Annotated in this window: 22 protein-coding genes; 11 read left to right on the top strand and 11 right to left on the bottom strand. The window is 60.9% G+C overall.

The features are described from left to right. Positions 1-143: 143 nt before the first annotated feature. A complete protein-coding gene (locus J3P89_RS23955) occupies positions 144-902 on the bottom strand; it encodes a Nif3-like dinuclear metal center hexameric protein (RefSeq protein WP_434626075.1) in 759 nt (252 codons plus the stop codon). Between the two features lie 104 nt (positions 903-1006). On the opposite strand from J3P89_RS23955, the gene algW reads away from it, so the two are divergent. The 3 genes from algW (at position 1007) to J3P89_RS23970 (ending at position 5262) form a co-directional block, all read left to right on the top strand. After that, a complete protein-coding gene (gene algW, locus J3P89_RS23960) occupies positions 1007-2167 on the top strand; it encodes a Do family serine endopeptidase AlgW (protein WP_305496771.1) in 1161 nt (386 codons plus the stop codon). Positions 2168-2422: 255 nt separating this feature from the next. Continuing rightward, a complete protein-coding gene (locus J3P89_RS23965; protein ID WP_434695838.1) occupies positions 2423-4528 on the top strand; it encodes a TonB-dependent siderophore receptor in 2106 nt (701 codons plus the stop codon). Positions 4529-4542: 14 nt separating this feature from the next. After that, on the top strand, positions 4543-5262 hold the full coding sequence (locus J3P89_RS23970) for a DUF4198 domain-containing protein (protein ID WP_434695840.1): 720 nt from the start codon (positions 4543-4545) through the stop codon (positions 5260-5262). 204 nt (positions 5263-5466) lie between these two features. Here J3P89_RS23970 and hisC read toward each other — a convergent pair whose 3' ends face one another. The 10 genes from hisC to J3P89_RS24020 form a co-directional block, all read right to left on the bottom strand. After that, complete coding sequence (gene hisC, locus J3P89_RS23975) at positions 5467-6519, bottom strand: histidinol-phosphate transaminase (protein ID WP_434695841.1); 1053 nt, start codon at positions 6517-6519, stop codon at positions 5467-5469. A gap of 1 nt (position 6520) precedes the next feature. Next, positions 6521-7858, bottom strand: a complete 1338-nt coding sequence (gene hisD, locus J3P89_RS23980) for a histidinol dehydrogenase (protein ID WP_434695842.1) — start codon at positions 7856-7858, stop codon at positions 6521-6523. Between the two features lie 124 nt (positions 7859-7982). Further along, positions 7983-8618, bottom strand: coding sequence for an ATP phosphoribosyltransferase (gene hisG, locus J3P89_RS23985; RefSeq protein WP_305496776.1), 636 nt, complete (start codon positions 8616-8618; stop codon positions 7983-7985). A 129-nt stretch (positions 8619-8747) separates the two neighbouring features. Next, positions 8748-10013: a UDP-N-acetylglucosamine 1-carboxyvinyltransferase gene (murA, locus tag J3P89_RS23990; RefSeq protein ID WP_434695843.1), complete on the bottom strand. Its 1266-nt coding sequence runs from the start codon at positions 10011-10013 to the stop codon at positions 8748-8750. A 22-nt stretch (positions 10014-10035) separates the two neighbouring features. Next, positions 10036-10275, bottom strand: a complete 240-nt coding sequence (locus tag J3P89_RS23995) for a BolA family protein (protein WP_007953556.1) — start codon at positions 10273-10275, stop codon at positions 10036-10038. Between the two features lie 114 nt (positions 10276-10389). Next, positions 10390-10695, bottom strand: a complete 306-nt coding sequence (locus J3P89_RS24000; protein ID WP_434698049.1) for an STAS domain-containing protein — start codon at positions 10693-10695, stop codon at positions 10390-10392. Between the two features lie 8 nt (positions 10696-10703). Then, entirely contained in the window at positions 10704-11357 is a 654-nt protein-coding gene (locus tag J3P89_RS24005; protein WP_305496782.1) for an MlaC/ttg2D family ABC transporter substrate-binding protein, read from the bottom strand. An 11-nt stretch (positions 11358-11368) separates the two neighbouring features. After that, positions 11369-11836: an outer membrane lipid asymmetry maintenance protein MlaD gene (gene mlaD, locus J3P89_RS24010; protein ID WP_030139861.1), complete on the bottom strand. Its 468-nt coding sequence runs from the start codon at positions 11834-11836 to the stop codon at positions 11369-11371. After that, the gene (gene mlaE / locus J3P89_RS24015; RefSeq protein ID WP_305496784.1) at positions 11836-12633 is read right to left on the bottom strand and encodes a lipid asymmetry maintenance ABC transporter permease subunit MlaE; all 798 of its coding nucleotides are present in this window, start codon (positions 12631-12633) and stop codon (positions 11836-11838) included. The genes mlaD and mlaE overlap by 1 nt, the downstream gene beginning before the upstream one ends. After that, positions 12633-13442, bottom strand: coding sequence for an ATP-binding cassette domain-containing protein (locus J3P89_RS24020; RefSeq protein WP_305496786.1), 810 nt, complete (start codon positions 13440-13442; stop codon positions 12633-12635). The genes mlaE and J3P89_RS24020 overlap by 1 nt, the downstream gene beginning before the upstream one ends. Positions 13443-13715: 273 nt before the next feature. Between J3P89_RS24020 and J3P89_RS24025 the strand changes: the two genes are divergently transcribed. From J3P89_RS24025 to ptsN, 8 genes are all read left to right on the top strand, one after another. Continuing rightward, positions 13716-14690 (top strand): KpsF/GutQ family sugar-phosphate isomerase, encoded by a 975-nt coding sequence (locus J3P89_RS24025; RefSeq protein WP_434626092.1) that lies wholly within the window; start codon positions 13716-13718, stop codon positions 14688-14690. Continuing rightward, positions 14691-15215 carry a KdsC family phosphatase gene (locus J3P89_RS24030; RefSeq protein ID WP_305496788.1) on the top strand — a complete coding sequence of 175 codons (525 nt, stop codon included), beginning with the start codon at positions 14691-14693 and terminating at the stop codon, positions 15213-15215. 7 nt (positions 15216-15222) lie between these two features. Next, entirely contained in the window at positions 15223-15795 is a 573-nt protein-coding gene (gene lptC, locus J3P89_RS24035; protein ID WP_434695844.1) for an LPS export ABC transporter periplasmic protein LptC, read from the top strand. Continuing rightward, positions 15782-16330 carry a lipopolysaccharide transport periplasmic protein LptA gene (lptA, locus tag J3P89_RS24040; RefSeq protein WP_305496790.1) on the top strand — a complete coding sequence of 183 codons (549 nt, stop codon included), beginning with the start codon at positions 15782-15784 and terminating at the stop codon, positions 16328-16330. Before lptC ends, lptA begins: the two co-directional genes overlap by 14 nt. After that, positions 16330-17055 carry an LPS export ABC transporter ATP-binding protein gene (gene lptB / locus J3P89_RS24045; RefSeq protein WP_305496791.1) on the top strand — a complete coding sequence of 242 codons (726 nt, stop codon included), beginning with the start codon at positions 16330-16332 and terminating at the stop codon, positions 17053-17055. The genes lptA and lptB overlap by 1 nt, the downstream gene beginning before the upstream one ends. Before the next feature lie 162 nt (positions 17056-17217). After that, complete coding sequence (locus J3P89_RS24050) at positions 17218-18711, top strand: RNA polymerase factor sigma-54 (protein WP_434695846.1); 1494 nt, start codon at positions 17218-17220, stop codon at positions 18709-18711. A 76-nt stretch (positions 18712-18787) separates the two neighbouring features. Beyond that, on the top strand, positions 18788-19096 hold the full coding sequence (gene hpf, locus J3P89_RS24055) for a ribosome hibernation-promoting factor, HPF/YfiA family (protein WP_039592236.1): 309 nt from the start codon (positions 18788-18790) through the stop codon (positions 19094-19096). 12 nt (positions 19097-19108) lie between these two features. After that, on the top strand, positions 19109-19573 hold the full coding sequence (gene ptsN / locus J3P89_RS24060) for a PTS IIA-like nitrogen regulatory protein PtsN (RefSeq protein ID WP_210642854.1): 465 nt from the start codon (positions 19109-19111) through the stop codon (positions 19571-19573). The last annotated feature ends 1 nt before the right edge of the window (position 19574 follow it).

Here is a 19574-nt window from a genome sequence, read left to right on the forward strand (position 1 = left end):
TCGGGCCCCGCACATGCTTTTCTGTGGGAGCGAGCTTGCTCGCGATGACGGAGTGTCAGCTACATTAATGTCGACTGATCCGCCGCTATCGCGAGCAAGCTCGCTCCCACAGGGGCTACAACTCCCCACAGGGATATAAACAGTCAGATCGGGTTTGGGCAATCGATGAAGATATGCTCCAGCGCGAAGCGTCGCGCCAGATAGTCACCCAGGGCCTGGACGCCATAGCGCTCGGTCGCATGATGCCCGGCGGCAATGAAGCTGATCCCGTTCTCCCGGGCGCTGTGGAAGGTCTGCTCCGACGCTTCGCCGCTGAGATACAGGTCAACCCCGGCGAGTACCGCCTGATCGATGTAGCCCTGGCCACCGCCGGTGCACCAGCCGACCCGGCGGATCATCTGCTCGCCTTCGATCAACAACGGCTCGCGCCCCATCACTTCCTGGACTTTGCGGGCGAAATCCCGGGGCGTCATCGGCTCGGACAAGGAGCCGACCAGGCCGACGATTTTCGGATTGTCCGGATCCAGCGGCCCCTCGACGGTGATGTCCAGTTGCCGGGCCAGTTGCACGTTATTGCCCACCTCGGGGTGCAGATCCAGCGGCAAGTGGTAAGCCAAGAGACTGATGTCGTGCTTGAGCAGCGTTTTCAGGCGCCGCTGCTTCATGCCGGTGATGCACGGGTTCTCGCCCTTCCAGAAATAACCATGATGCACCAGCACCAGGTCGGCGCTGGCCTCCACGGCGGCGTCGAGCAGCGCCTGGCTGGCGGTCACGCCGCTGACGATGCGCATCACCTGCGGCGCGCCCTCGACCTGCAAGCCATTGGGGCAGTAATCGGCGACCCGGCTGCTTGCCAGGTACCGGTCCGCTTCTTCAACCAGGGTGCTCAGGGCTACGGCCATAAAAAGACTCCTAAATATCCCGTTCAGAGGCGTGCGCGGCCTCGTATAATGCGCGACATTATGGGCGGTCCCATTCCGCCTGCAACCTCTGTAGGACGTGCTTAATGCTCAAGGCGCTGCGTTTTTCCGGCTGGCCGCTGTTGGCCGGCGTACTTGTCGCACTACTGATTATCCAGCGCTACCCGGAATGGGTCGGCTTGCCAAGCCTCGACGTCAACCTGCAACAGGCACCGCAGGCCAAGGCTCCGCAGCAGGGCCCCGTGTCCTATGCGGATGCGGTGACCCTCGCCGCGCCGGCGGTGGTCAACCTGTACACTACCAAGGTCGTCAACAAGTCCGGTCACCCGCTGTTCGAGGACCCGCAATTCCGACGCTTCTTTGGTGACAATTCCCCCAAGCAGAAGCGCATGGAATCAAGCCTGGGCTCGGGCGTCATCATGAGCCCGGAAGGCTACATCCTGACCAACAACCACGTCACCAGTGGTGCCGACCAGATCGTGGTGGCACTCAAGGACGGTCGTGAAACCCTGGCGCGGGTGATCGGCAGCGACCCGGAAACCGATCTGGCCGTGCTGAAGATCGATTTGAAAAACCTGCCGGCGATCACCATCGGCCGCTCCGACAGCATCCGTATCGGCGACGTGGCCCTGGCGATCGGCAACCCGTTCGGCGTCGGCCAGACCGTGACCATGGGCATCATCAGCGCCACCGGTCGCAACCAGTTGGGCCTGAACAACTACGAGGATTTCATCCAGACCGACGCCGCGATCAATCCCGGTAATTCCGGTGGTGCGCTGGTGGATGCCAATGGCAATCTCACCGGGATCAATACGGCGATCTTCTCCAAGTCCGGCGGCAGCCAGGGCATTGGCTTCGCCATTCCGGTGAAGCTGGCCATGGAGGTGATGAAGTCGATCATCGAGCACGGCCAGGTGATTCGCGGCTGGCTGGGCATTGAAGTCCAGCCGCTGACCCAGGAGCTGGCGGAATCCTTTGGCTTGTCCGGGCGCCCCGGCATCGTCGTGGCGGGGATTTTCCGCGACGGTCCGGCCCAGAAAGCCGGCCTGCAATTGGGCGACGTGATCCTCAGCATCGACGGCGAACCGGCCGGCGACGGCCGCCGCTCGATGAACCAGGTGGCGCGGATCAAGCCCACCGACAAGGTCACCATCCAGGTGATGCGCAACGGCAAGGAGCTCAAGCTCACCGCCGAGATCGGCCTGCGTCCACCGCCGGCACCGGTGGTGCTCAAGGAAGAAGAGTAACCATCCATTCCCCTGTGGCGAGGGAGCTTGCTCCCGCTGGGTCGCGCAGCGGCCCTAAAACCTGTCACCTCAAAACTATCAGACCGACCGCATCCGATCCTGCTGGGGCCGCTTCGCCCGAAGCGTCGGACCGACCTAGCGGGAGCAAGCTCCCTCGCCACAAAAACTATCCGCGAATCGCAGGAGCCAGAAATAGCATAAATTCTCATTAGTAGTGTTATATTGTTTCAATACTAAAAATTGGAACAACATAACATGTCATCCTTCAAACGGATTTCCGCTGCCAGTATCGCCCTGGGCCTGCTCGGTGATCCCGCCTTCGCCGAAGAAATCCAGCCCCTGGAACTGGACGCCATCAACGTCACGTCCGAGTACGAATCCCCTACCGGCCCCGTTTCAGGTTATCGCGCCACCCGCTCCGCCAGCGCGACCAAAACCGACACCGCCCTGCGTGACGTTCCGCAATCCATCAGCGTGATTCCTGCCAGCGTGCTCAAGGACCTGGGCAGTACCAGCGTCGAACGGGCGCTGGAATATGCCGGTGGCGTATCGAAGCAGAACAATTTCGGCGGCCTGACGCTTTATGAATACAGCGTGCGCGGCTTTACCACGTCGGAGTTCTACAAGGACGGCTTCAGCGCCAACCGCGGTTACCCAAGCACCCCGGACGCCGCCAATATCGAACGCATCGAAGTTCTGAAGGGCCCGGCGGCCAGCCTTTATGGTCGGGGAGACCCTGGCGGGACGGTGAACATTGTCACCAAGAAACCCCAACCCGAAGCCTTCACCACACTGCAGACCAGCGCCGGCAGCTGGGACCGCTATCGCACAGCGCTGGACGTCAATACGCCACTGGACGCCGAAGGCAACCTGCTGTCGCGAGTAAACCTGGCGGTGGAGGACAACCACAGCTTCCGTGATCACGTCGACAGCAAGCGCGTCTTCGTGGCCCCGTCCATCAGTTGGCAACTGAGCCCGGACACTCGACTGCTGGTGGAAAGCGAAATCGTGCGCCACAGCTCGACGTTCGATCGCGGCATCGTCGCTCCGAATAATCGCTGGGGTGGCGTCTCCCGCTCGACTTTCCTCGGCGAACCCAACGACGGCGACATCGACAATCACAACAATATGCTCCAGGCCGCCCTTGAGCATCAGCTCAACGATACCTGGCAACTGCGTCTCGCCAGCCATTACAAGCAGGGTGAACTGTGGGGCTTCGCCTCAGAGGCGCGCGCCCTGAACGCCGACGGCCACACCGTGAACCGCCGCTACCGCGAGCGCGACAATGATTGGCACGACAGCATCACTCAGTTGGAACTGCGCGGCCAGTTCGACCTCGGCCCCTGGCAACATGAACTGCTGATCGGTACGGAATACGAGGACTACCGCAAGAACGAGCGCGTGACGACCATCGCCGGCAGCGCTTATCCCATCGACATCTACAACCCGATCTACGGCCAGCCAAAACCCAACGGTACGCGCTCCGGCACGGACTTCTTCGAGCATGTCGAAAGCAGGGCCCTGAACCTGCAGGATCAGGTCGTCTTCACTGACAAGCTGCGCGGCCTGCTTGGCGTGCGTTACGAGCACTTCGAGCAAAGCATCGACAACCATGTCAACGACGTCACCAGTCGCCAGCGCCATGACGCCCTGACGCAACGCGCGGGGCTGCTGTATCAATTGACGCCTGAAGTCGGGCTGTTCGCCAACGCCTCCACTTCGTTCAAGCCCAATAACGGCCTGGATGCCGGCGGCAAAACCTTCGACCCGGAGGAAGGTGTCGGTTATGAACTCGGAATCAAGAGCGAGCTGTTCGACGATCGCCTGAGCACCACCCTGGCGGCTTTTCATATAGAGAAGGAAAACGTCCTGACCCAAGTCGCCGGAACCGACTTCAGCCGCGCCGTGGGCAAGGCCCGCAGCCAGGGCATCGACCTCCAGGTCACCGGCCAGGTGACCGACGCCGTGCGGGTAATTGGCGCCTTCGCCTACATCGATGCCGAAGTGACCAAGGGCGACGAACAGATTCCCGACGGCAGCCGGATCCTCGGCGTTGCCAAGCGCAGCGGCAGCCTGCTTGGGGTCTACGAATTCCAGGACGGCCATCTGCGCGGCTCGGACGTTGGCGCGGCATTCACTTATGTCGGCGATCGCTCGGGCGAGGCCGGCAAGGACTTCGAACTGCCGGCCTACCACACCGTGGATCTGCTGGCCCATTACAAGGCCAGTGACAACGTCACCGTCGGCCTGAACCTGAACAACGTCCTCGACGAAAAATACTACGAACGCTCCTACAGCAATTACTGGGTCACCCCCGGCGATCCGCGCAACTTCACTGTCAGCCTCACCCTCGATCTATAAAAAGGAAAATCAGCATGAAATACCCCAAGACCTTTGCCCTGCTCGGCATGCTCCTGGCTATCGACGCCTCGGCCCATGGCCTGTGGACCGAACAACGCCGCGGCAATATCGAGGTGATCTACGGCCACGGCGCCGAAGACAACGCCTTCAAGGCGCAGAAAATCAGTGGCGCCTGGGCCTACGACCTCGGCGGCAAGATGATCCCGGTCACGGTGGAGCGTTTGTCGGACCACGCGCGCCTGCAGCCGCTCAAGCCGCCGGCCGTGCTGGCGGTCGCCCTGGACAACGGCATGTGGTCGCAGACTGCCGACAAGAAATGGATCAACGAAGGCCGCAGCAAAGTGCCTGGGGCGATTGAATCAACCCAGACCTTCAAGTACAGCCTGGCGATCTACGAGCCGGGCGCCAAGCTGCCGAAGCTCGAACCGATCAAGTTCGTGATCCTGCCGGAAGTCGACCCGCTGACCGTCGGCCCCGGCCAATCGTTGCCGGTGCGGGTGCTGCTCGATGGCAAACCGGCGGCCGGTGTGAAGCTGGTGGGCGACTACCGCAGCGCACCGAACACCGTGAGCACTGAAACCGACGCCGAAGGCCGGGCCAAGGTGCTGGTGCGCAATGAAGGTTTGAACGTGATCGCCGCGAGCATGGAAATCCCGCTCAAGGACAACAAGGACGTGGAGACGCGCGGGGTGTTTACTTCGCTGACATTCCTCGGTGAGCCGCATCACGAGTGAAGTCGAAAACTGCGGGAGCTGAGCCGACGCCTTCGCGAGCGGGCTCGCTCCCACAGGGGATTTACAAGTTTTGCCGACCTTTTGGACACCCTGAAACACATGTGGGAGCGAGCCTGCTCGCGAAAGCGTCAGTTCAGCCACTCTTGAGGTGGCAGACAGTCAGCCATCGCCAGCAAGCTCGCTCCCACAGGGCCGTGCTGAAGGTTAGAGCTCGCCGAGAGCCTCGATCAGTGCCTGGTTCTGCTCCGGCGTGCCGATGCTGATCCGCAGGAACTGGGCGATGCGCGCCTGCTTGAAGTGCCGCACGATCACGCCCTGCTCGCGCAGTTTCGCCGCCAGCCCCGCCGCGTCATGTCGGGGGTGACGGGCGAAGATGAAGTTGGCCGCCGACGGCAGTACTTCAAAACCCTTGGCTTCAAGCTGCCCAACTACCCATTCGCGGTGCTCGATGACCGACCGGCAGGTCTGGTCAAAATACTCGCGATCATCGAACGCTGCCGCGCCGCCGACATTCGCCAGGCGATCCAGCGGGTAGGAGTTGAAGCTGTTCTTGATCCGCTCCAACGCTTCGATCAAGTCCGGATGGCCCACCGCCAGGCCCACGCGCAGCCCCGCCAGCGAGCGTGACTTGGACAGGGTTTGTGTCACCAGCAGGTTCGGATAACGATCCACCAGGCTGATGGCCGTTTCGCCGCCGAAATCGATATAGGCCTCATCGACCACTACCACTGAATCCGGGCTGGCCCTGAGGATCTGTTCCACCGCGTCCAGCGCCAGCAGGCAACCGGTCGGCGCATTCGGGTTGGGGAAAATGATCCCGCCATTAGGCTTGGCGTAGTCGGCCGGGTCGATCCGGAATTGTTCATCCAGCGGCACCGCATCGAACTGGATACCGTACAGCCCGCAATAAACCGGATAGAAGCTGTAGCTGATGTCCGGGAACAACAACGGCTGATCGTGCTGCAACAAGCCGTGGAAGATGTGCGCCAGCACTTCATCCGAACCGTTGCCCAGGAACACCTGGTTGGTCTGCACTGCGTAATACCGGGCCACGGCGGTTTTCAGCAAATCACTGTTGGGGTCCGGATACAGGCGCAGATTGTCGTTCAGCTCGGTCTGCATCGCGGCCAGGGCCTTGGGCGATGGGCCGTAGGGATTTTCGTTGGTGTTGAGCTTGACCAGCCGGGTCAGCTTCGGCTGTTCGCCCGGCACGTAGGGCACCAGGTTCTTGACGAACGGGCTCCAGAATTTACTCATTTCAGTTCCCCTGCCCTTCAATGGATGGCTCGTCAAGAATGCGGTACTCGGCGCTACGGGCGTGGGCGCTCAGCGATTCGCCGCGGGCCAGCACCGAAGCGGTCTTGCCCAGTTCGGACGCGCCCTGCTCGGAGCAGAAAATGATCGACGAACGTTTCTGGAAATCGTAAACGCCCAGCGGCGACGAGAAACGCGCGGTGCCGGAGGTCGGCAGCACGTGGTTGGGGCCCGCGCAATAATCACCCAATGCCTCGGACGTGTGACGGCCCATGAAGATCGCACCGGCATGGCGAATCTTCGGCAGCCAGGCTTGCGGGTCGGCCACCGACAACTCCAGGTGTTCCGGCGCGATGCGGTTGGCGACCTCGATGGCCTGCTCCATGTCTTCGACCTTGATCAGCGCTCCACGGCCATTGATCGAGGTGTTGATGATCTCGGCGCGGTCCATGGTCGGCAGCAGCTTGGCGATACTGGCAGCGACCTTGTCGAGGAACCCGGCATCCGGACTGACCAGGATGGCCTGGGCATCTTCGTCGTGCTCGGCCTGGGAAAACAGGTCCATGGCGATCCAGTCCGGGTCGGTCTGGCCGTCGCAGACCACGAGGATCTCCGAAGGGCCGGCGATCATGTCGATGCCGACCTGGCCAAATACGTGGCGCTTGGCGGTGGCGACATAGATATTGCCCGGCCCGACCACCTTGTCGACCCGCGGCACGCTTTCGGTGCCATAGGCCAACGCAGCCACGGCCTGCGCACCGCCGATGGTGAACACTCGGTCGACGCCGGCGATGCAGGCGGCCGCCAACACCAGTTCGTTGATTTCCCCGCGCGGGGTCGGGACGACCATGACCACCTCGGTCACGCCAGCCACCTTGGCCGGAATCGCGTTCATCAACACCGAAGACGGATAGGAGGCCTTGCCACCCGGCACATACAGGCCGGCGCGGTCCAGCGGCGTGACCTTCTGGCCAAGCACCGTGCCATCGGCTTCGGTGTAGCTCCAGGAATCCTGCTTCTGTCTTTCGTGATAGCTGCGCACGCGGGACGCAGCTTTTTCCAAGGCTTCGCGCTGGGGCACGGTGATTCGGGTCAGGGCCAGCTCCAGGCGCTCGCGCGGCAGGATCAGGTCGGCCATCGAGGCGACTTGCAGGCCATCGAACTTCTGGGTGAACTCCACCAGCGCGGCATCACCACGCTCGCGCACGGCTTTGATAATGTCGAGCACACGCTGATTGACCGAGTCGTCGGACACACTCTCCCAGCTCAGCAGATGATCCAGATGATGTGCGAAATCCGGGTCGGCAGCGTTGAGTCGGCGAATCGAGGTGGGAGCGGTCATGGCGAGGGCCTCATTAATGGCAAATGCTCAGGCGCCCTAAGTTACCAGTCCATTCGCGTGGGCACCTGAGAAAATTGGCTATGACGCGGATAGACGGGCGCGACGCAGAAGTCGCGCAGGTGAATCAGCCGCGGTGTCGCGATTCCACTGCCTTGCGCAGGGTATCGATCAAAGCCTGGATGCGGGCGTGCTGCATTTTCATCGAAGCCTTGTTGACGACCAGCCGGGAGGTGACGTCGGCGATGAAATCCTGCGGCTCAAGACCATTGGCCCGCAACGTATTGCCGGTGTCGACGACGTCGATGATCTTGTCCGCCAGGCCGATCAGCGGCGCCAGCTCCATCGAGCCGTAGAGCTTGATGATGTCGACCTGACGGCCTTGTTCGGCGTAGTAACGCTTGGCAATGTTGACGAACTTGGTCGCCACCCGCAGGCGGCCCTTGGGCTCGGGGGCACCAACCTTGCCGGCGGTCATCAGCTTGCAACGGGCGATCCGCAGGTCCAGCGGCTCGTAAAGGCCCTGGCCGCCATACTCCATCAGCACGTCCTTGCCGGCTACGCCCAGATCGGCGGCGCCATGTTCCACATAGGTCGGCACATCGGTGGCGCGCACGATCAACAAGCGCACGTCGGCCTGGGTCGTAGGAATGATCAGCTTGCGGCTCTTGTCCGGATTCTCGGTCGGCACGATGCCCGCTTCGGCCAGAAGCGGCAGGGTGTCGTCAAGGATGCGGCCCTTGGACAGTGCGATGGTCAACATGGGAAACGTCAGTCCTTATCAAGGTACTCATGCCTGGTCGCAAGCGGCGCCAGACAGACATCGAGGGTGCAACCACCCTCGATGTGAAACGAAATCAGAGGGCACTTCCTTGTGCCCGTTCAGCCGGTACTAGCCCGGTACGCGACGGATCTTGGCGCCGAGCATCTGCAGCTTCTCTTCGATGCACTCGTAGCCACGGTCGATGTGGTAGATGCGGTCGATCAGCGTGTCGCCTTCGGCAACCAGTGCAGAGATGACCAGGCTGGCCGAAGCCCGCAGGTCGGTCGCCATGACAGGCGCGCCTTTCAGTTTTTCGGTCCCGGTGACGATGGCCGTGTTGCCTTCGACCTGGATCCTGGCGCCCATGCGGTGCAGCTCGTAGACGTGCATGAAACGGTTTTCGAAGATCGTCTCGATCACCGCGCCCGTGCCTTCGGCAATGGCGTTGAGGGAGATGAACTGCGCCTGCATGTCAGTCGGGAACGCCGGGTATGGAGCGGTCCGCACGTTGACGGCTTTCGGCCGCTTGCCGTGCATGTTCACTTCGATCCAGTCTTCACCGCAGGTGACTTCGGCACCGGCTTCCTTGAGTTTTTCCAGGACGGCTTCGAGGATGGTCGGATCGGTGTCCTTGACCTTGACGCGACCACCGGTGACGGCGGCGGCTACCAGGTAGGTGCCGGTTTCGATACGGTCCGGCATCACTTTATAGGTGGCCGAGTGCAGGCGCTCGACGCCATCGATGGTGATGGTGTCGGTGCCGGCGCCGCTGATCTTGGCGCCCATGGCAATCAGGAAGTTCGCCAGGTCGACGACTTCAGGCTCGCGGGCAGCGTTTTGCAGCACGCTGCGGCCCTTGGCAAGGGCGGCGGCCATCATGATGTTTTCGGTACCGGTCACGCTGACGGTGTCGAAGAAGAAATGCGCGCCACGCAGGCCGCCTTCAGGCGCCTTGGCCTTGATGTAGCCGCCTTCGACGTCGATCACCGCGCCCATGGCTTCGAGGCCACGGATGTGCAGGTCCACCGGACGCGAACCGATGGCGCAACCGCCAGGCAAGGCGACTTCGGCTTCACCGAAACGAGCGACCATCGGGCCGAGTACCAGGATCGACGCACGCATGGTCTTCACCAGTTCGTACGGCGCGATCAGGGTCTTGATGGTGCGCGGGTCGATTTCGACGCTGAGCTTCTCGTCGATCACAGGCTCGATGCCCATGCGACCGAACAGCTCGATCATCGTGGTGATGTCGTGCAGGTGCGGCAGGTTGGCCACGGTCACCGGGCCATCGCACAGCAGCGTCGCGGCCAGGATCGGCAGGGCGGAGTTCTTTGCCCCGGAAATACGGATTTCGCCATCAAGACGAACGCCGCCGGTAATAATCAGTTTATCCATAAGAATCTCGAGGCCCTTGGGCTCAGGTGCGCTCGGCCCAGGCCGCGCTGCTGAAAAATTTCATCGTGACCGCGTGGATGCTGCCATCGGCAATCCATGGGTTCAAATGGGCATAGATGCTCTGCTGACGCTTCACTGGGCTCAACGCCGCCAGTTCATCGCTGATCACGTTCAACTGGAAGTTACAGCCTTCGCCTTCAACTTCCACCTGCGTACCAGGCAGCTTTCCTTCAAGGAAGCTCTTCACTTCTACAGCCTGCATGCTCAACCTCAATCGGCGCCCTGTGCGCACGGGTCGCACATCATACAAAAAAGCCCCGCGCCTGCGAACCCCGCGAAGCAGGACTCTGACAGGGGGCGCTTCCAGCGATGTGGGTCAGGGATGCGCCAACAGCTCGGTCAATTCGCTGACCTGGGCTATTTCGCGCATGTCTTCGGGCATCCCGCGGATGCTCCACGTCTTGCCGGCGGCCCTGGCGTCGCGCATGAAGCACAGCAGCAGCGACAGGCCGACGCTGCTGGACTTCTGCACGCCCGAACAGTCGATAACCAGCTCCGCAGTCTTCGCGGACTTGATCAGCGCCTGGCCCTGCTTGCGCAAACCAGGGCCAGTACGATAATCCAGCACGCCGCTGAGCAGCAGCTCGCCGGCCTCGCTCAGGCGAATGGCCGATTCACTCACCGGCTCATTCATTGTTGCTGCTTCTCTTGGGCGTCTTCGGCAACTTCCTTGGCCTTGGCGACTTCACCGGCCCAACCGTTGATGGTCTTGTCCAGGTCATTGCCATTGCGCTGCATCGCATCGGCGAACTGGTCACGGAACAACTTGCCGATGTTGATGCCGTTGATGATCACGTTGCGGACTTTCCACTCGCCGTTGATTTTCTCGAGTGTGTAGGACACCGGATACACGGCGCCATTGTTGCCCTTGACCGTCATGCCGACGCTGGTGCGCTCGCCTGACTCATCCTTGGCCGGGTCGACCGTGATCCCCTGGTTGTTGTACTCGAGCAAGGCGTTGCCATAGAACTGGAACAGGCTGCGCTTGAAGTTTTCCTGGAAGCGGGTCATCTGCGCGGGCGTAGCCTTGCGCGAATACTTGACGGTCATGATGCTCTTGGAAATACCGTCGGCATCCACCACCGGCCCGACGATACGATTCAAGGACTCGTAAAATGCGCCCGGGTCCTGTTTGTACTTTTCCTTGTTCGCCGACAGATCGGCCAACAGTTGGTCGGTGGTCGTCTTGATGATGTCGTGCGCCGAAGGCGCCGCCACGGCGTTGCCCATCAGCGGCAGCGCCGCCAGCAGGACCAGCAGGCTGCGTCGCAGGATAGAGATCATTCAAAAGCTCCTCATTTGGCGTCTTTGCTAACGGTATTGAGCAGGAATTTACCGATCAGGTCCTCAAGCACCAGCGACGACTGCGTGTCGTGAATGGTCCCGCCATCCTTGAGCAGGGTGTCTTCCCCGCCCACGCTGATACCGATGTATTTCTCACCCAACAGCCCAGCCGTGAGGATAGATGCAGTGGAGTCAGTCGGCAGGTTGTCCACGCGCTTTTCCAGCTGCAGCGTCACCCGACCGGTGAAACTGTCGCGATCCAGATCGATTGCCGTGACCTTGCCGATGGTCACACCGGCCATGGTCACCTTGGCTCTGACCGTCAAACCGGCGATATTGTCAAAATAAGCATAAAGTTTATAAGTATCGGTGCTTGCGGTCGGCGCCAGTCCACTGACCCGCAGGGCCAGCAACAGCAAAGCCAGGATGCCAGCCAGCAGGAAAAGGCCGACACCGATTTCCAGGGTGCGGTTTTGCATCAGAAATCTCCAAACATCAAGGCGGTCAGAATAAAGTCAAGGCCCAGGACGGCCAACGAGGCGTATACCACGGTCTTGGTTGTGGCACGGCTGATCCCCTCTGACGTGGGCTCACAGTCATAACCTTGAAACACGGCGATCCAGGTCACCACGAAAGCGAATACGGCACTCTTGATCACACCGTTGAGCACATCGTCGAGAAAATCGACGCTGTTCTGCATGTTGGCCCAGTAGGAGCCTTCATAGACCCCCAGCCAATCGACGGCAACCCATGAGCCGCCCCAGATCCCCACGACGCTGAAGATCATTGCCAGCACCGGCAGGGAAATGAAGCCGGCCCACAAGCGCGGGGCAATGATGTACTTGAGCGGGTCGACCCCGATCATTTCCAGGCTCGACAACTGTTCGGTGGACTTCATGTTACCGATCTCGGCCGTCAACGCTGAACCGGCGCGCCCGGCAAACAGCAGCGCAGTGACCACCGGGCCGAGCTCACGCAGCAAGGTCAGCGCAACCATCTGCCCGACCGCCTGCTCCGACCCATAGCTGGACAATATGCTGAAGCCCTGGAGCGCCAGGACCATGCCGATGAAAATCCCCGAGACGACGATGATCACCAGGGACATCACTCCCACCGAATGCAGTTGCTTGACCAGCAGGCCAAAACCGCCGCCGGTCGAACTGCGACCGAGCAAGGCGTGCATCAGGAACAGCGACGAACGCCCCAGTACCGCCACCACGTCGATGCCCGAGCGACCGAACAGGCGGACTCTTTCTATTAATGACTTCTTGCGCATCAGCGCTTCCCCAGCAGATCGGTACGGTAATCCGTGGCCGGAAAATGGAACGCCACCGGGCCGTCCGGATCACCTTTCATGAATTGGCGAATACGCGGGTTGTCCGAATCCTTCAGCTCCTGGGGCGTGCCCTGCCCCAGCACCTGGCCATCGCCGACCACATAGATGTAGTCGGCAATGCTCGCGGTTTCGGCCAGGTCGTGGGACACCACGATACTGGTGATGCCCAGCGCATCGTTGAGCAGGCGGATCAGGCGCACCAGCACGCCCATGGCGATAGGGTCCTGCCCGACGAAGGGCTCGTCGTACATGAGGATCTGCGGATCGAGGGCAATCGCCCGAGCCAACGCGACCCGACGCTTCATGCCACCGGACAGTTCGTCCGGCATCAGCTCCAGGGCGCCGCGCAGCCCGACGGCCTGCAATTTGAGCAGGACAATATCGCGGATCATCTCTTCCGGCAGCTCCGTATGGACCCGCAGGGGAAACGCCACGTTTTCGAACACGTCGAGATCGGTAAACAGCGCACCGCTCTGGAACAGCACGCCCATATGCTTGCGCGCATCGAACAGATCGCTGCGCGACAATTCTGGAAGATTTTGGCCATTGACCCAGACTTCGCCGGCACTGGGACGCAATTGTGCCCCCATCAGGCGCAGCAGCGTGGTCTTGCCGCAGCCGGAAGGCCCCATGATGCCGGTCACCTTGCCGCGCGGGATACGAATATCGATGTCATTAAAAATGCTGCGCGTCCCTCGCTTGAAGGACAGCCCCTTCAGCTCGACCGCGTAGGCGTTGTCGGCACTCATCTAAACTCCTTGCGATGCAGCCTCATATTCGGATGTCCCGGCCAGCCGACAAACGCCGGTAACGCCGGGCACACGAACCGGCGGCGAACTATATCACTGCAACGACCAAGCGCCCAAGGCCGACGCCCGCCCGTTGAGCCTTGCTTGAGGTAAAACGTCACATTTCATGTCAAGCGTTGGGGCTGCCTGAACAAAGCATGACGAACTAACGTGAGGGAATCGTTCATTGCCGGTATAATCGCCGCCTTTTCATCGGGCTATACGATTTCTGACATGAGCCAATCCAGCGAACTGATTCAATCGGCACAACGTACCCTCCGCCTCGAACTCGAAGCCGTGCAAGGTCTGCTGGCCCATATCGATGCTGATTTCGTACGTGCGTGCGAGATGATTCTGTCCAGCAAGGGCCGCGTGGTCGTGGTGGGCATGGGTAAATCCGGGCACATCGGCAACAAGATTGCCGCGACCCTGGCCAGCACCGGCACCCCGGCGTTTTTTGTCCACCCCGCCGAAGCCAGCCATGGCGACATGGGCATGATCACTCGGGACGACATCATCCTGGCGCTGTCGAACTCCGGCTCCACCAATGAAATCGTTACCCTGCTGCCGCTGATCAAGCGCCTGGGCATCCAGTTGATCAGCCTCACCGGCAATCCTGACTCGCCGCTGGCCAAGGCCGCCGAGGTGAACCTCAACGTGCACGTCGAACACGAAGCCTGCCCGCTGAACCTGGCACCCACCTCTTCCACCACGGCGGCGCTGGTCATGGGCGACGCCCTGGCCGTGGCCTTGCTGGAAGCCAGGGGCTTCACCGCCGAAGATTTCGCTTTCTCCCACCCCGGTGGCGCCCTGGGCCGCCGGCTGCTGCTCAAGGTCGAAAACGTGATGCACGCGGGAGATGCATTGCCGCAGATACAGCGTGGCACGCTGCTCAAGGACGCCCTCATGGAGATGACCCGCAAGGGCCTGGGCATGACCGTTATTCTAGAGACGGACGGCAAGCTCGCCGGGATCTTCACCGACGGCGACCTGCGTCGTACCCTGGATCGCACCATCGATATTCACAGCACGACCATCGATGAGGTCATGACCCCCCACGGCAAGACGGCCCGGGCCGAAATGCTTGCCGCCGAAGCCTTGAAGATCATGGAAGACCACAAGATCAGCGCCCTGGTGGTGGTCGACGACGAAGACCGCCCGGTGGGCGCCCTGAATATGCACGACTTGCTGCGTGCGGGAGTCATGTAAATGAGCACAGACCTGTTGCAACGCGGCAAAGCAATCAAACTGGCAGTGTTCGACGTGGATGGTGTGCTGACCGATGGCCGCCTGTACTTCCTCGAAGACGGCAGCGAATTCAAGACGTTCAACACCCTTGATGGCCAGGGCATCAAGATGCTGATGGCCACCGGCGTGCAGACCGCCATCATCAGTGGCCGCAAGACCCCAGTGGTCGAACGGCGCGCGAAGAACCTCGGCATCCCGCACCTTTATCAGGGCCGCGAAGACAAATTGGTGGTGCTGGACGAACTCCTCGGCCAACTCAATCTAAGCTATGAGCAGGTCGCCTACCTTGGTGACGATCTGCCAGACCTTCCGGTGATCCGCCGTGTCGGCCTGGGCATGGCCGTGGCCAACGCGGCCGCCTTCGTACGCGAGCACGCCCATGGCGTTACCACGGCGAGGGGCGGCGAAGGCGCGGCCCGGGAATTCTGTGAACTGATCCTGCGTGCCCAGGGCCACCTCGAAGCGGCCAACGCCGCGTACCTGTGAGCCACCTATGCTAAGCAAGAAAATTCGCACCATCCTGGTGTTCGGCTGTATCGCCGCGATCTTCGCGGCGGTGGGCTACTGGAACATCAGCCCGGAACGCTTCCTCGACCAACCCGCGGTCCAGGCGCCGGAGAACGATATCGACTGGTACGCGACCAACACGCATACCTTGCAGTACCTGCCTGACGGCAAGGTGCAGTATGAGATGACCTCGGACAAGGTCGATCACGTGAAGGCCAGCGACATCACGCTGGTTACCAAGCCGGACCTGAACATGTTCCGCGGCACGGAATTTCCGTGGCACGTACAAAGCGAGCGTGCCGAGGTCAATCCCGGCGGCACCGAGGTGGAACTGATCGACTCGGTACGCGTGGCCCGGACCGATGAGAAGAACCGTACGACCATCATTACCAGTACCCGTATGACAGTCTTCCCGCAGCGCCAATATGCGCAGACCGAGCAACCCGTTAGAATCGACGGCGCCGGCGGCGTGTCGACCGGCACGGGAATGAAGGCCTATTTGAAGGAAAGCAGGATACACCTGCTATCGAACGTAAGAGGACAGTATGAAGCTCGCTAAAACCCTCCCTATTTTGCTCAGTCTGGGCGCAGCACTGGGAAGCGCGAGCGCCTGGGCCCTCCCCACCGACCGCGACCAGCCTATCCGCATCCAGGCCGACGACGCGCAACTGGACGACAAGAACGGCGTCGCCACCTACAAAGGCGACGTGATCATCACCCAGGGCTCGATGAAGGTCACCGGCAACACCGTGACCATCACGCGCACCCAGTCCGGCGACATCGACGTGGTGACCTCGGTGGGCAACCTGGCCTACTTCGAGCAGATGCAGACCGCGGGCGACACCAAGCCGGTCCAGGGCTATGGCGTCACCATCCAGTATCATGCGTCCCAGGACCGTGTCGTGCTGATCGACCGCGCCAAGGTTGTCGACAAGGACAATAACGTGACCCAGGGCGAGAAAATCGTCTACGACACCAACAAGAAACTGGCCAGCGCCGGTCGCGCCACTGGCAGCAAGGTCACCGAATCGCGCCCGCGCATCGACATGGTGATCCAGCCGAAGAAGAAAACCGACGAGCAGAAGGCCCAGTAATGGCAACTCTGAAAGCTCAGCATCTGGCCAAGAGCTACAAGAACCGCCAAGTCGTGCGTGACGTCAGCCTGTCCATCGAAAGCGGCCAGATCGTTGGTCTGCTCGGCCCCAATGGCGCGGGCAAGACCACCTGTTTCTACATGATTGTCGGCCTGGTGCAGGCAGACCAGGGTCGCGTACTGATCGATGACCTAGACGTCAGCCACCGGCCGATGCATGGCCGGGCAAAGGCTGGCATTGGTTACCTGCCACAAGAGGCGTCGATCTTTCGCAAGCTGTCGGTGGCCGACAACATCATGGCGATCCTGGAAACCCGCCAGGAGCTCGACAAGGCTGGCCGTCGCCAGGAGCTGGAAAGCCTGCTGCAGGAGTTCCATATCAGCCACATTCGCGACAACCTGGGCATGAGTCTGTCCGGTGGCGAACGTCGCCGCGTGGAGATCGCCCGCGCCTTGGCCACCGCGCCGAAATTCATTCTGCTCGACGAGCCGTTTGCCGGCGTGGACCCGATTTCCGTGGGCGACATCAAGCAGATCATCCATCACCTCAAGGCCAAGGGGATCGGCGTGCTGATCACCGACCACAACGTGCGCGAGACGCTGGATATCTGCGAAACCGCCTACATCGTCAACGATGGCCAGCTGATCGCCGAGGGCGACTCCGCCACCATCCTGGCCAACGAACTGGTCAAGGAAGTGTATCTGGGTCATGAGTTCCGCCTTTAAGCAAAGGTGGCCTGGCGGATGCCGGGGCGCCCTCAATTAATTGAGATCGCCCCCTAGGCAAACACTTCAGTTTCAGGCATATAATTTGCTTAAGTTTGGCGCTCCGGCGCCCTGTAGTGGATGGCGCATGTGCGCCGGCGAATAAGGTGTTAAGCCCCAGCCATGAAACCATCGCTAGTCTTGAGAATGGGCCAGCAGCTGACGATGACACCGCAGCTGCAACAGGCTATCCGCCTGCTCCAATTGTCGACCCTGGACCTGCAACAGGAAATCCAGGAGGCCCTGGAGTCCAATCCGATGCTCGAACGCCAGGAAGAAGGCGACGACTTCGACAACACCGACCCATTGGCCGACAACGTCGAGCAGAAAACCACCCCGGAGGTCCCGGAACCGTCCTATCAGGAAGCCGCCCCGACGGTAGATAACCTCGACGATGGCGAATGGAGCGAACGCATTCCCAGTGACCTGCCCGTAGACACGGCATGGGAAGACGTCTACCAGACCAGCGCCAGCAGCCTGCCAGGCGGTGATGACGACGAGTGGGACTTCACCACTCGCACGTCCGCGGGTGAAAGCCTGCAGAGCCATCTGCTGTGGCAATTGAACCTGGCGCCGATGTCGGACACCGATCGGCTGATCGCGGTGACGTTGATCGATTGCATCAACAACCAGGGCTACCTGGACGAGACCCTCGAAGAGATCCTCGAAGCCTTTGACCCAGAGCTCGATATCGAGCTGGACGAGATCGAAGCCGTCCTGCACCGCATCCAGCAATTCGAACCCGCCGGCATCGGCGCTCGCAACCTCGGTGAGTGCCTGCTGCTGCAATTGCGCCAGCTGCCCGCCAAGACGCCATGGCTGGCCGAAGCCAAGCGCCTGGTAACCGATTACATCGACCTGTTGGGCGGCCGCGACTACAGCCAGCTGATGCGCCGGATGAAGCTCAAGGAAGATGAGCTGCGCCAGGTCATCGAGCTGGTGCAAAGCCTGAATCCGCGCCCCGGCTCGCAAATCGAGTCCACCGAGCCCGAGTATGTCGTCCCCGATGTCATCGTGCGCAAACACAATGATCGCTGGCTGGTGGAGCTGAACCAGGAATCGGTACCCAAGCTGCGGGTCAACGCCCAATACGCCGGTTTCGTGAAGCGCGCCGACACCAGCGCCGACAACACCTTCATGCGCAACCAGTTGCAGGAGGCGCGCTGGTTCATCAAGAGCCTGCAAAGCCGCAACGAAACCCTGATGAAAGTCGCCACCCAGATCGTCGAGCATCAGCGCGGCTTCCTGGAGTACGGCGACGAAGCGATGAAACCGTTGGTCCTGCACGATATCGCCGAGGCGGTGGGCATGCACGAGTCGACGATTTCAAGGGTGACCACCCAGAAATTCATGCATACCCCAAGGGGCATCTATGAATTGAAATACTTTTTCTCCAGCCACGTCAGTACCTCCGAAGGCGGTGAATGCTCGTCCACGGCCATCCGCGCGATCATTAAAAAACTGGTCGCCGCGGAAAATCAGAAAAAGCCGTTGAGTGACAGCAAGATCGCTGGTTTACTGGAGGCACAAGGCATTCAGGTGGCCCGCCGTACCGTCGCCAAATACCGCGAATCCCTGGGAATCGCACCTTCGAGCGAACGCAAGCGGTTGATGTAACAGGCCACGCCACAGCGTTCCAGTGGCAGGTATTTCTGCCTGCCGCTTTATGCACTGGCAACGAAGGAGAAGCTGTATGCAAGTCAACATCAGTGGACACCAACTGGAAGTGACCGAACCCCTGCGCACCTACATCGGCGAAAAGCTCGACCGATTGGAAAGGCATTTCGACAAGATCACCAACGTGCAAGTCACGATGAACGTCGAGAAGCTGCTGCAGAAAATCGAAGCCACGCTGCATATCCCCGGCGGAGAAGTGGTTGCCAACGCAGAGCATTCAGACATGTATGCCGCGATTGACCTGCTGACCGACAAGCTGGATCGCCAACTCAAAAAGCATAAGGAAAAGACCCAGAGCCTCCTCCAGGGCGCAACCGGTCGTTAACCCCCCCAATCCATGATCCGACTAGAATCCATCCTGACCCCCGGCCGTTCCCAGGTGAACGCGCCGGGTGGCAGTAAAAAGAAAGCCCTCGAACAAATCGCCAACCTGATCCACCGCGAAGTGCCGGATCTGGAAATGCAGGACGTTTTCGAGGCGTTGGTTGCCCGTGAAAAACTCGGTTCCACCGGTTTTGGCAACGGCATCGCCATTCCCCATTGTCGCCTCAAGGGTTGTTCCGCGCCGATCAGTGCGCTGCTACACCTTGAAGCCCCCATCGATTTCGACGCCATCGACGGCGCCCCGGTCGACCTGCTGTTCGTATTGCTGGTCCCGGAAGCGGCGACCGATGCGCACCTCGAGCTGCTGCGTCAGATCGCCAGCATGCTCGACCGCAAGGAAGTACGCGAAAAACTGCGCAGCGCCCCAAGCAACGAAGCCTTGTATCAGGTAGTCCTGGACGAGCAGAACGGCCATTAAA

Source organism: Pseudomonas sp. Z1-14 (assembly GCF_051132005.1).
Taxonomy (GTDB): Bacteria; Pseudomonadota; Gammaproteobacteria; order Pseudomonadales; family Pseudomonadaceae; genus Aquipseudomonas.

Bases quoted from the DNA above. Each gene is read 5' to 3' on its own strand.
- murA (WP_434695843.1), bottom strand. From the start codon at position 10,013: ATGGATAAACTGATTATTACCGGCGGCGTTCGTCTTGATGGCGAAATC.
- J3P89_RS24025 (WP_434626092.1), top strand. From the start codon at position 13,716: ATGAGCCAATCCAGCGAACTGATTCAATCGGCACAACGTACCCTCCGC.
- J3P89_RS24030 (WP_305496788.1), top strand. From the start codon at position 14,691: ATGAGCACAGACCTGTTGCAACGCGGCAAAGCAATCAAACTGGCAGTG.
- lptC (WP_434695844.1), top strand. From the start codon at position 15,223: ATGCTAAGCAAGAAAATTCGCACCATCCTGGTGTTCGGCTGTATCGCC.
- hisG (WP_305496776.1), bottom strand. From the start codon at position 8,618: ATGTTGACCATCGCACTGTCCAAGGGCCGCATCCTTGACGACACCCTG.
- ptsN (WP_210642854.1), top strand. From the start codon at position 19,109: ATGATCCGACTAGAATCCATCCTGACCCCCGGCCGTTCCCAGGTGAAC.
- J3P89_RS24020 (WP_305496786.1), bottom strand. From the start codon at position 13,442: ATGAGTGCCGACAACGCCTACGCGGTCGAGCTGAAGGGGCTGTCCTTC.
- lptB (WP_305496791.1), top strand. From the start codon at position 16,330: ATGGCAACTCTGAAAGCTCAGCATCTGGCCAAGAGCTACAAGAACCGC.
- lptA (WP_305496790.1), top strand. From the start codon at position 15,782: ATGAAGCTCGCTAAAACCCTCCCTATTTTGCTCAGTCTGGGCGCAGCA.
- hisD (WP_434695842.1), bottom strand. From the start codon at position 7,858: ATGACCGCTCCCACCTCGATTCGCCGACTCAACGCTGCCGACCCGGAT.
- hisC (WP_434695841.1), bottom strand. From the start codon at position 6,519: ATGAGTAAATTCTGGAGCCCGTTCGTCAAGAACCTGGTGCCCTACGTG.
- hpf (WP_039592236.1), top strand. From the start codon at position 18,788: ATGCAAGTCAACATCAGTGGACACCAACTGGAAGTGACCGAACCCCTG.
- J3P89_RS23965 (WP_434695838.1), top strand. From the start codon at position 2,423: ATGTCATCCTTCAAACGGATTTCCGCTGCCAGTATCGCCCTGGGCCTG.
- J3P89_RS23955 (WP_434626075.1), bottom strand. From the start codon at position 902: ATGGCCGTAGCCCTGAGCACCCTGGTTGAAGAAGCGGACCGGTACCTG.
- J3P89_RS24050 (WP_434695846.1), top strand. From the start codon at position 17,218: ATGAAACCATCGCTAGTCTTGAGAATGGGCCAGCAGCTGACGATGACA.
- mlaE (WP_305496784.1), bottom strand. From the start codon at position 12,633: ATGCGCAAGAAGTCATTAATAGAAAGAGTCCGCCTGTTCGGTCGCTCG.
- J3P89_RS23970 (WP_434695840.1), top strand. From the start codon at position 4,543: ATGAAATACCCCAAGACCTTTGCCCTGCTCGGCATGCTCCTGGCTATC.
- J3P89_RS23995 (WP_007953556.1), bottom strand. From the start codon at position 10,275: ATGCAGGCTGTAGAAGTGAAGAGCTTCCTTGAAGGAAAGCTGCCTGGT.
- J3P89_RS24005 (WP_305496782.1), bottom strand. From the start codon at position 11,357: ATGATCTCTATCCTGCGACGCAGCCTGCTGGTCCTGCTGGCGGCGCTG.
- algW (WP_305496771.1), top strand. From the start codon at position 1,007: ATGCTCAAGGCGCTGCGTTTTTCCGGCTGGCCGCTGTTGGCCGGCGTA.
- mlaD (WP_030139861.1), bottom strand. From the start codon at position 11,836: ATGCAAAACCGCACCCTGGAAATCGGTGTCGGCCTTTTCCTGCTGGCT.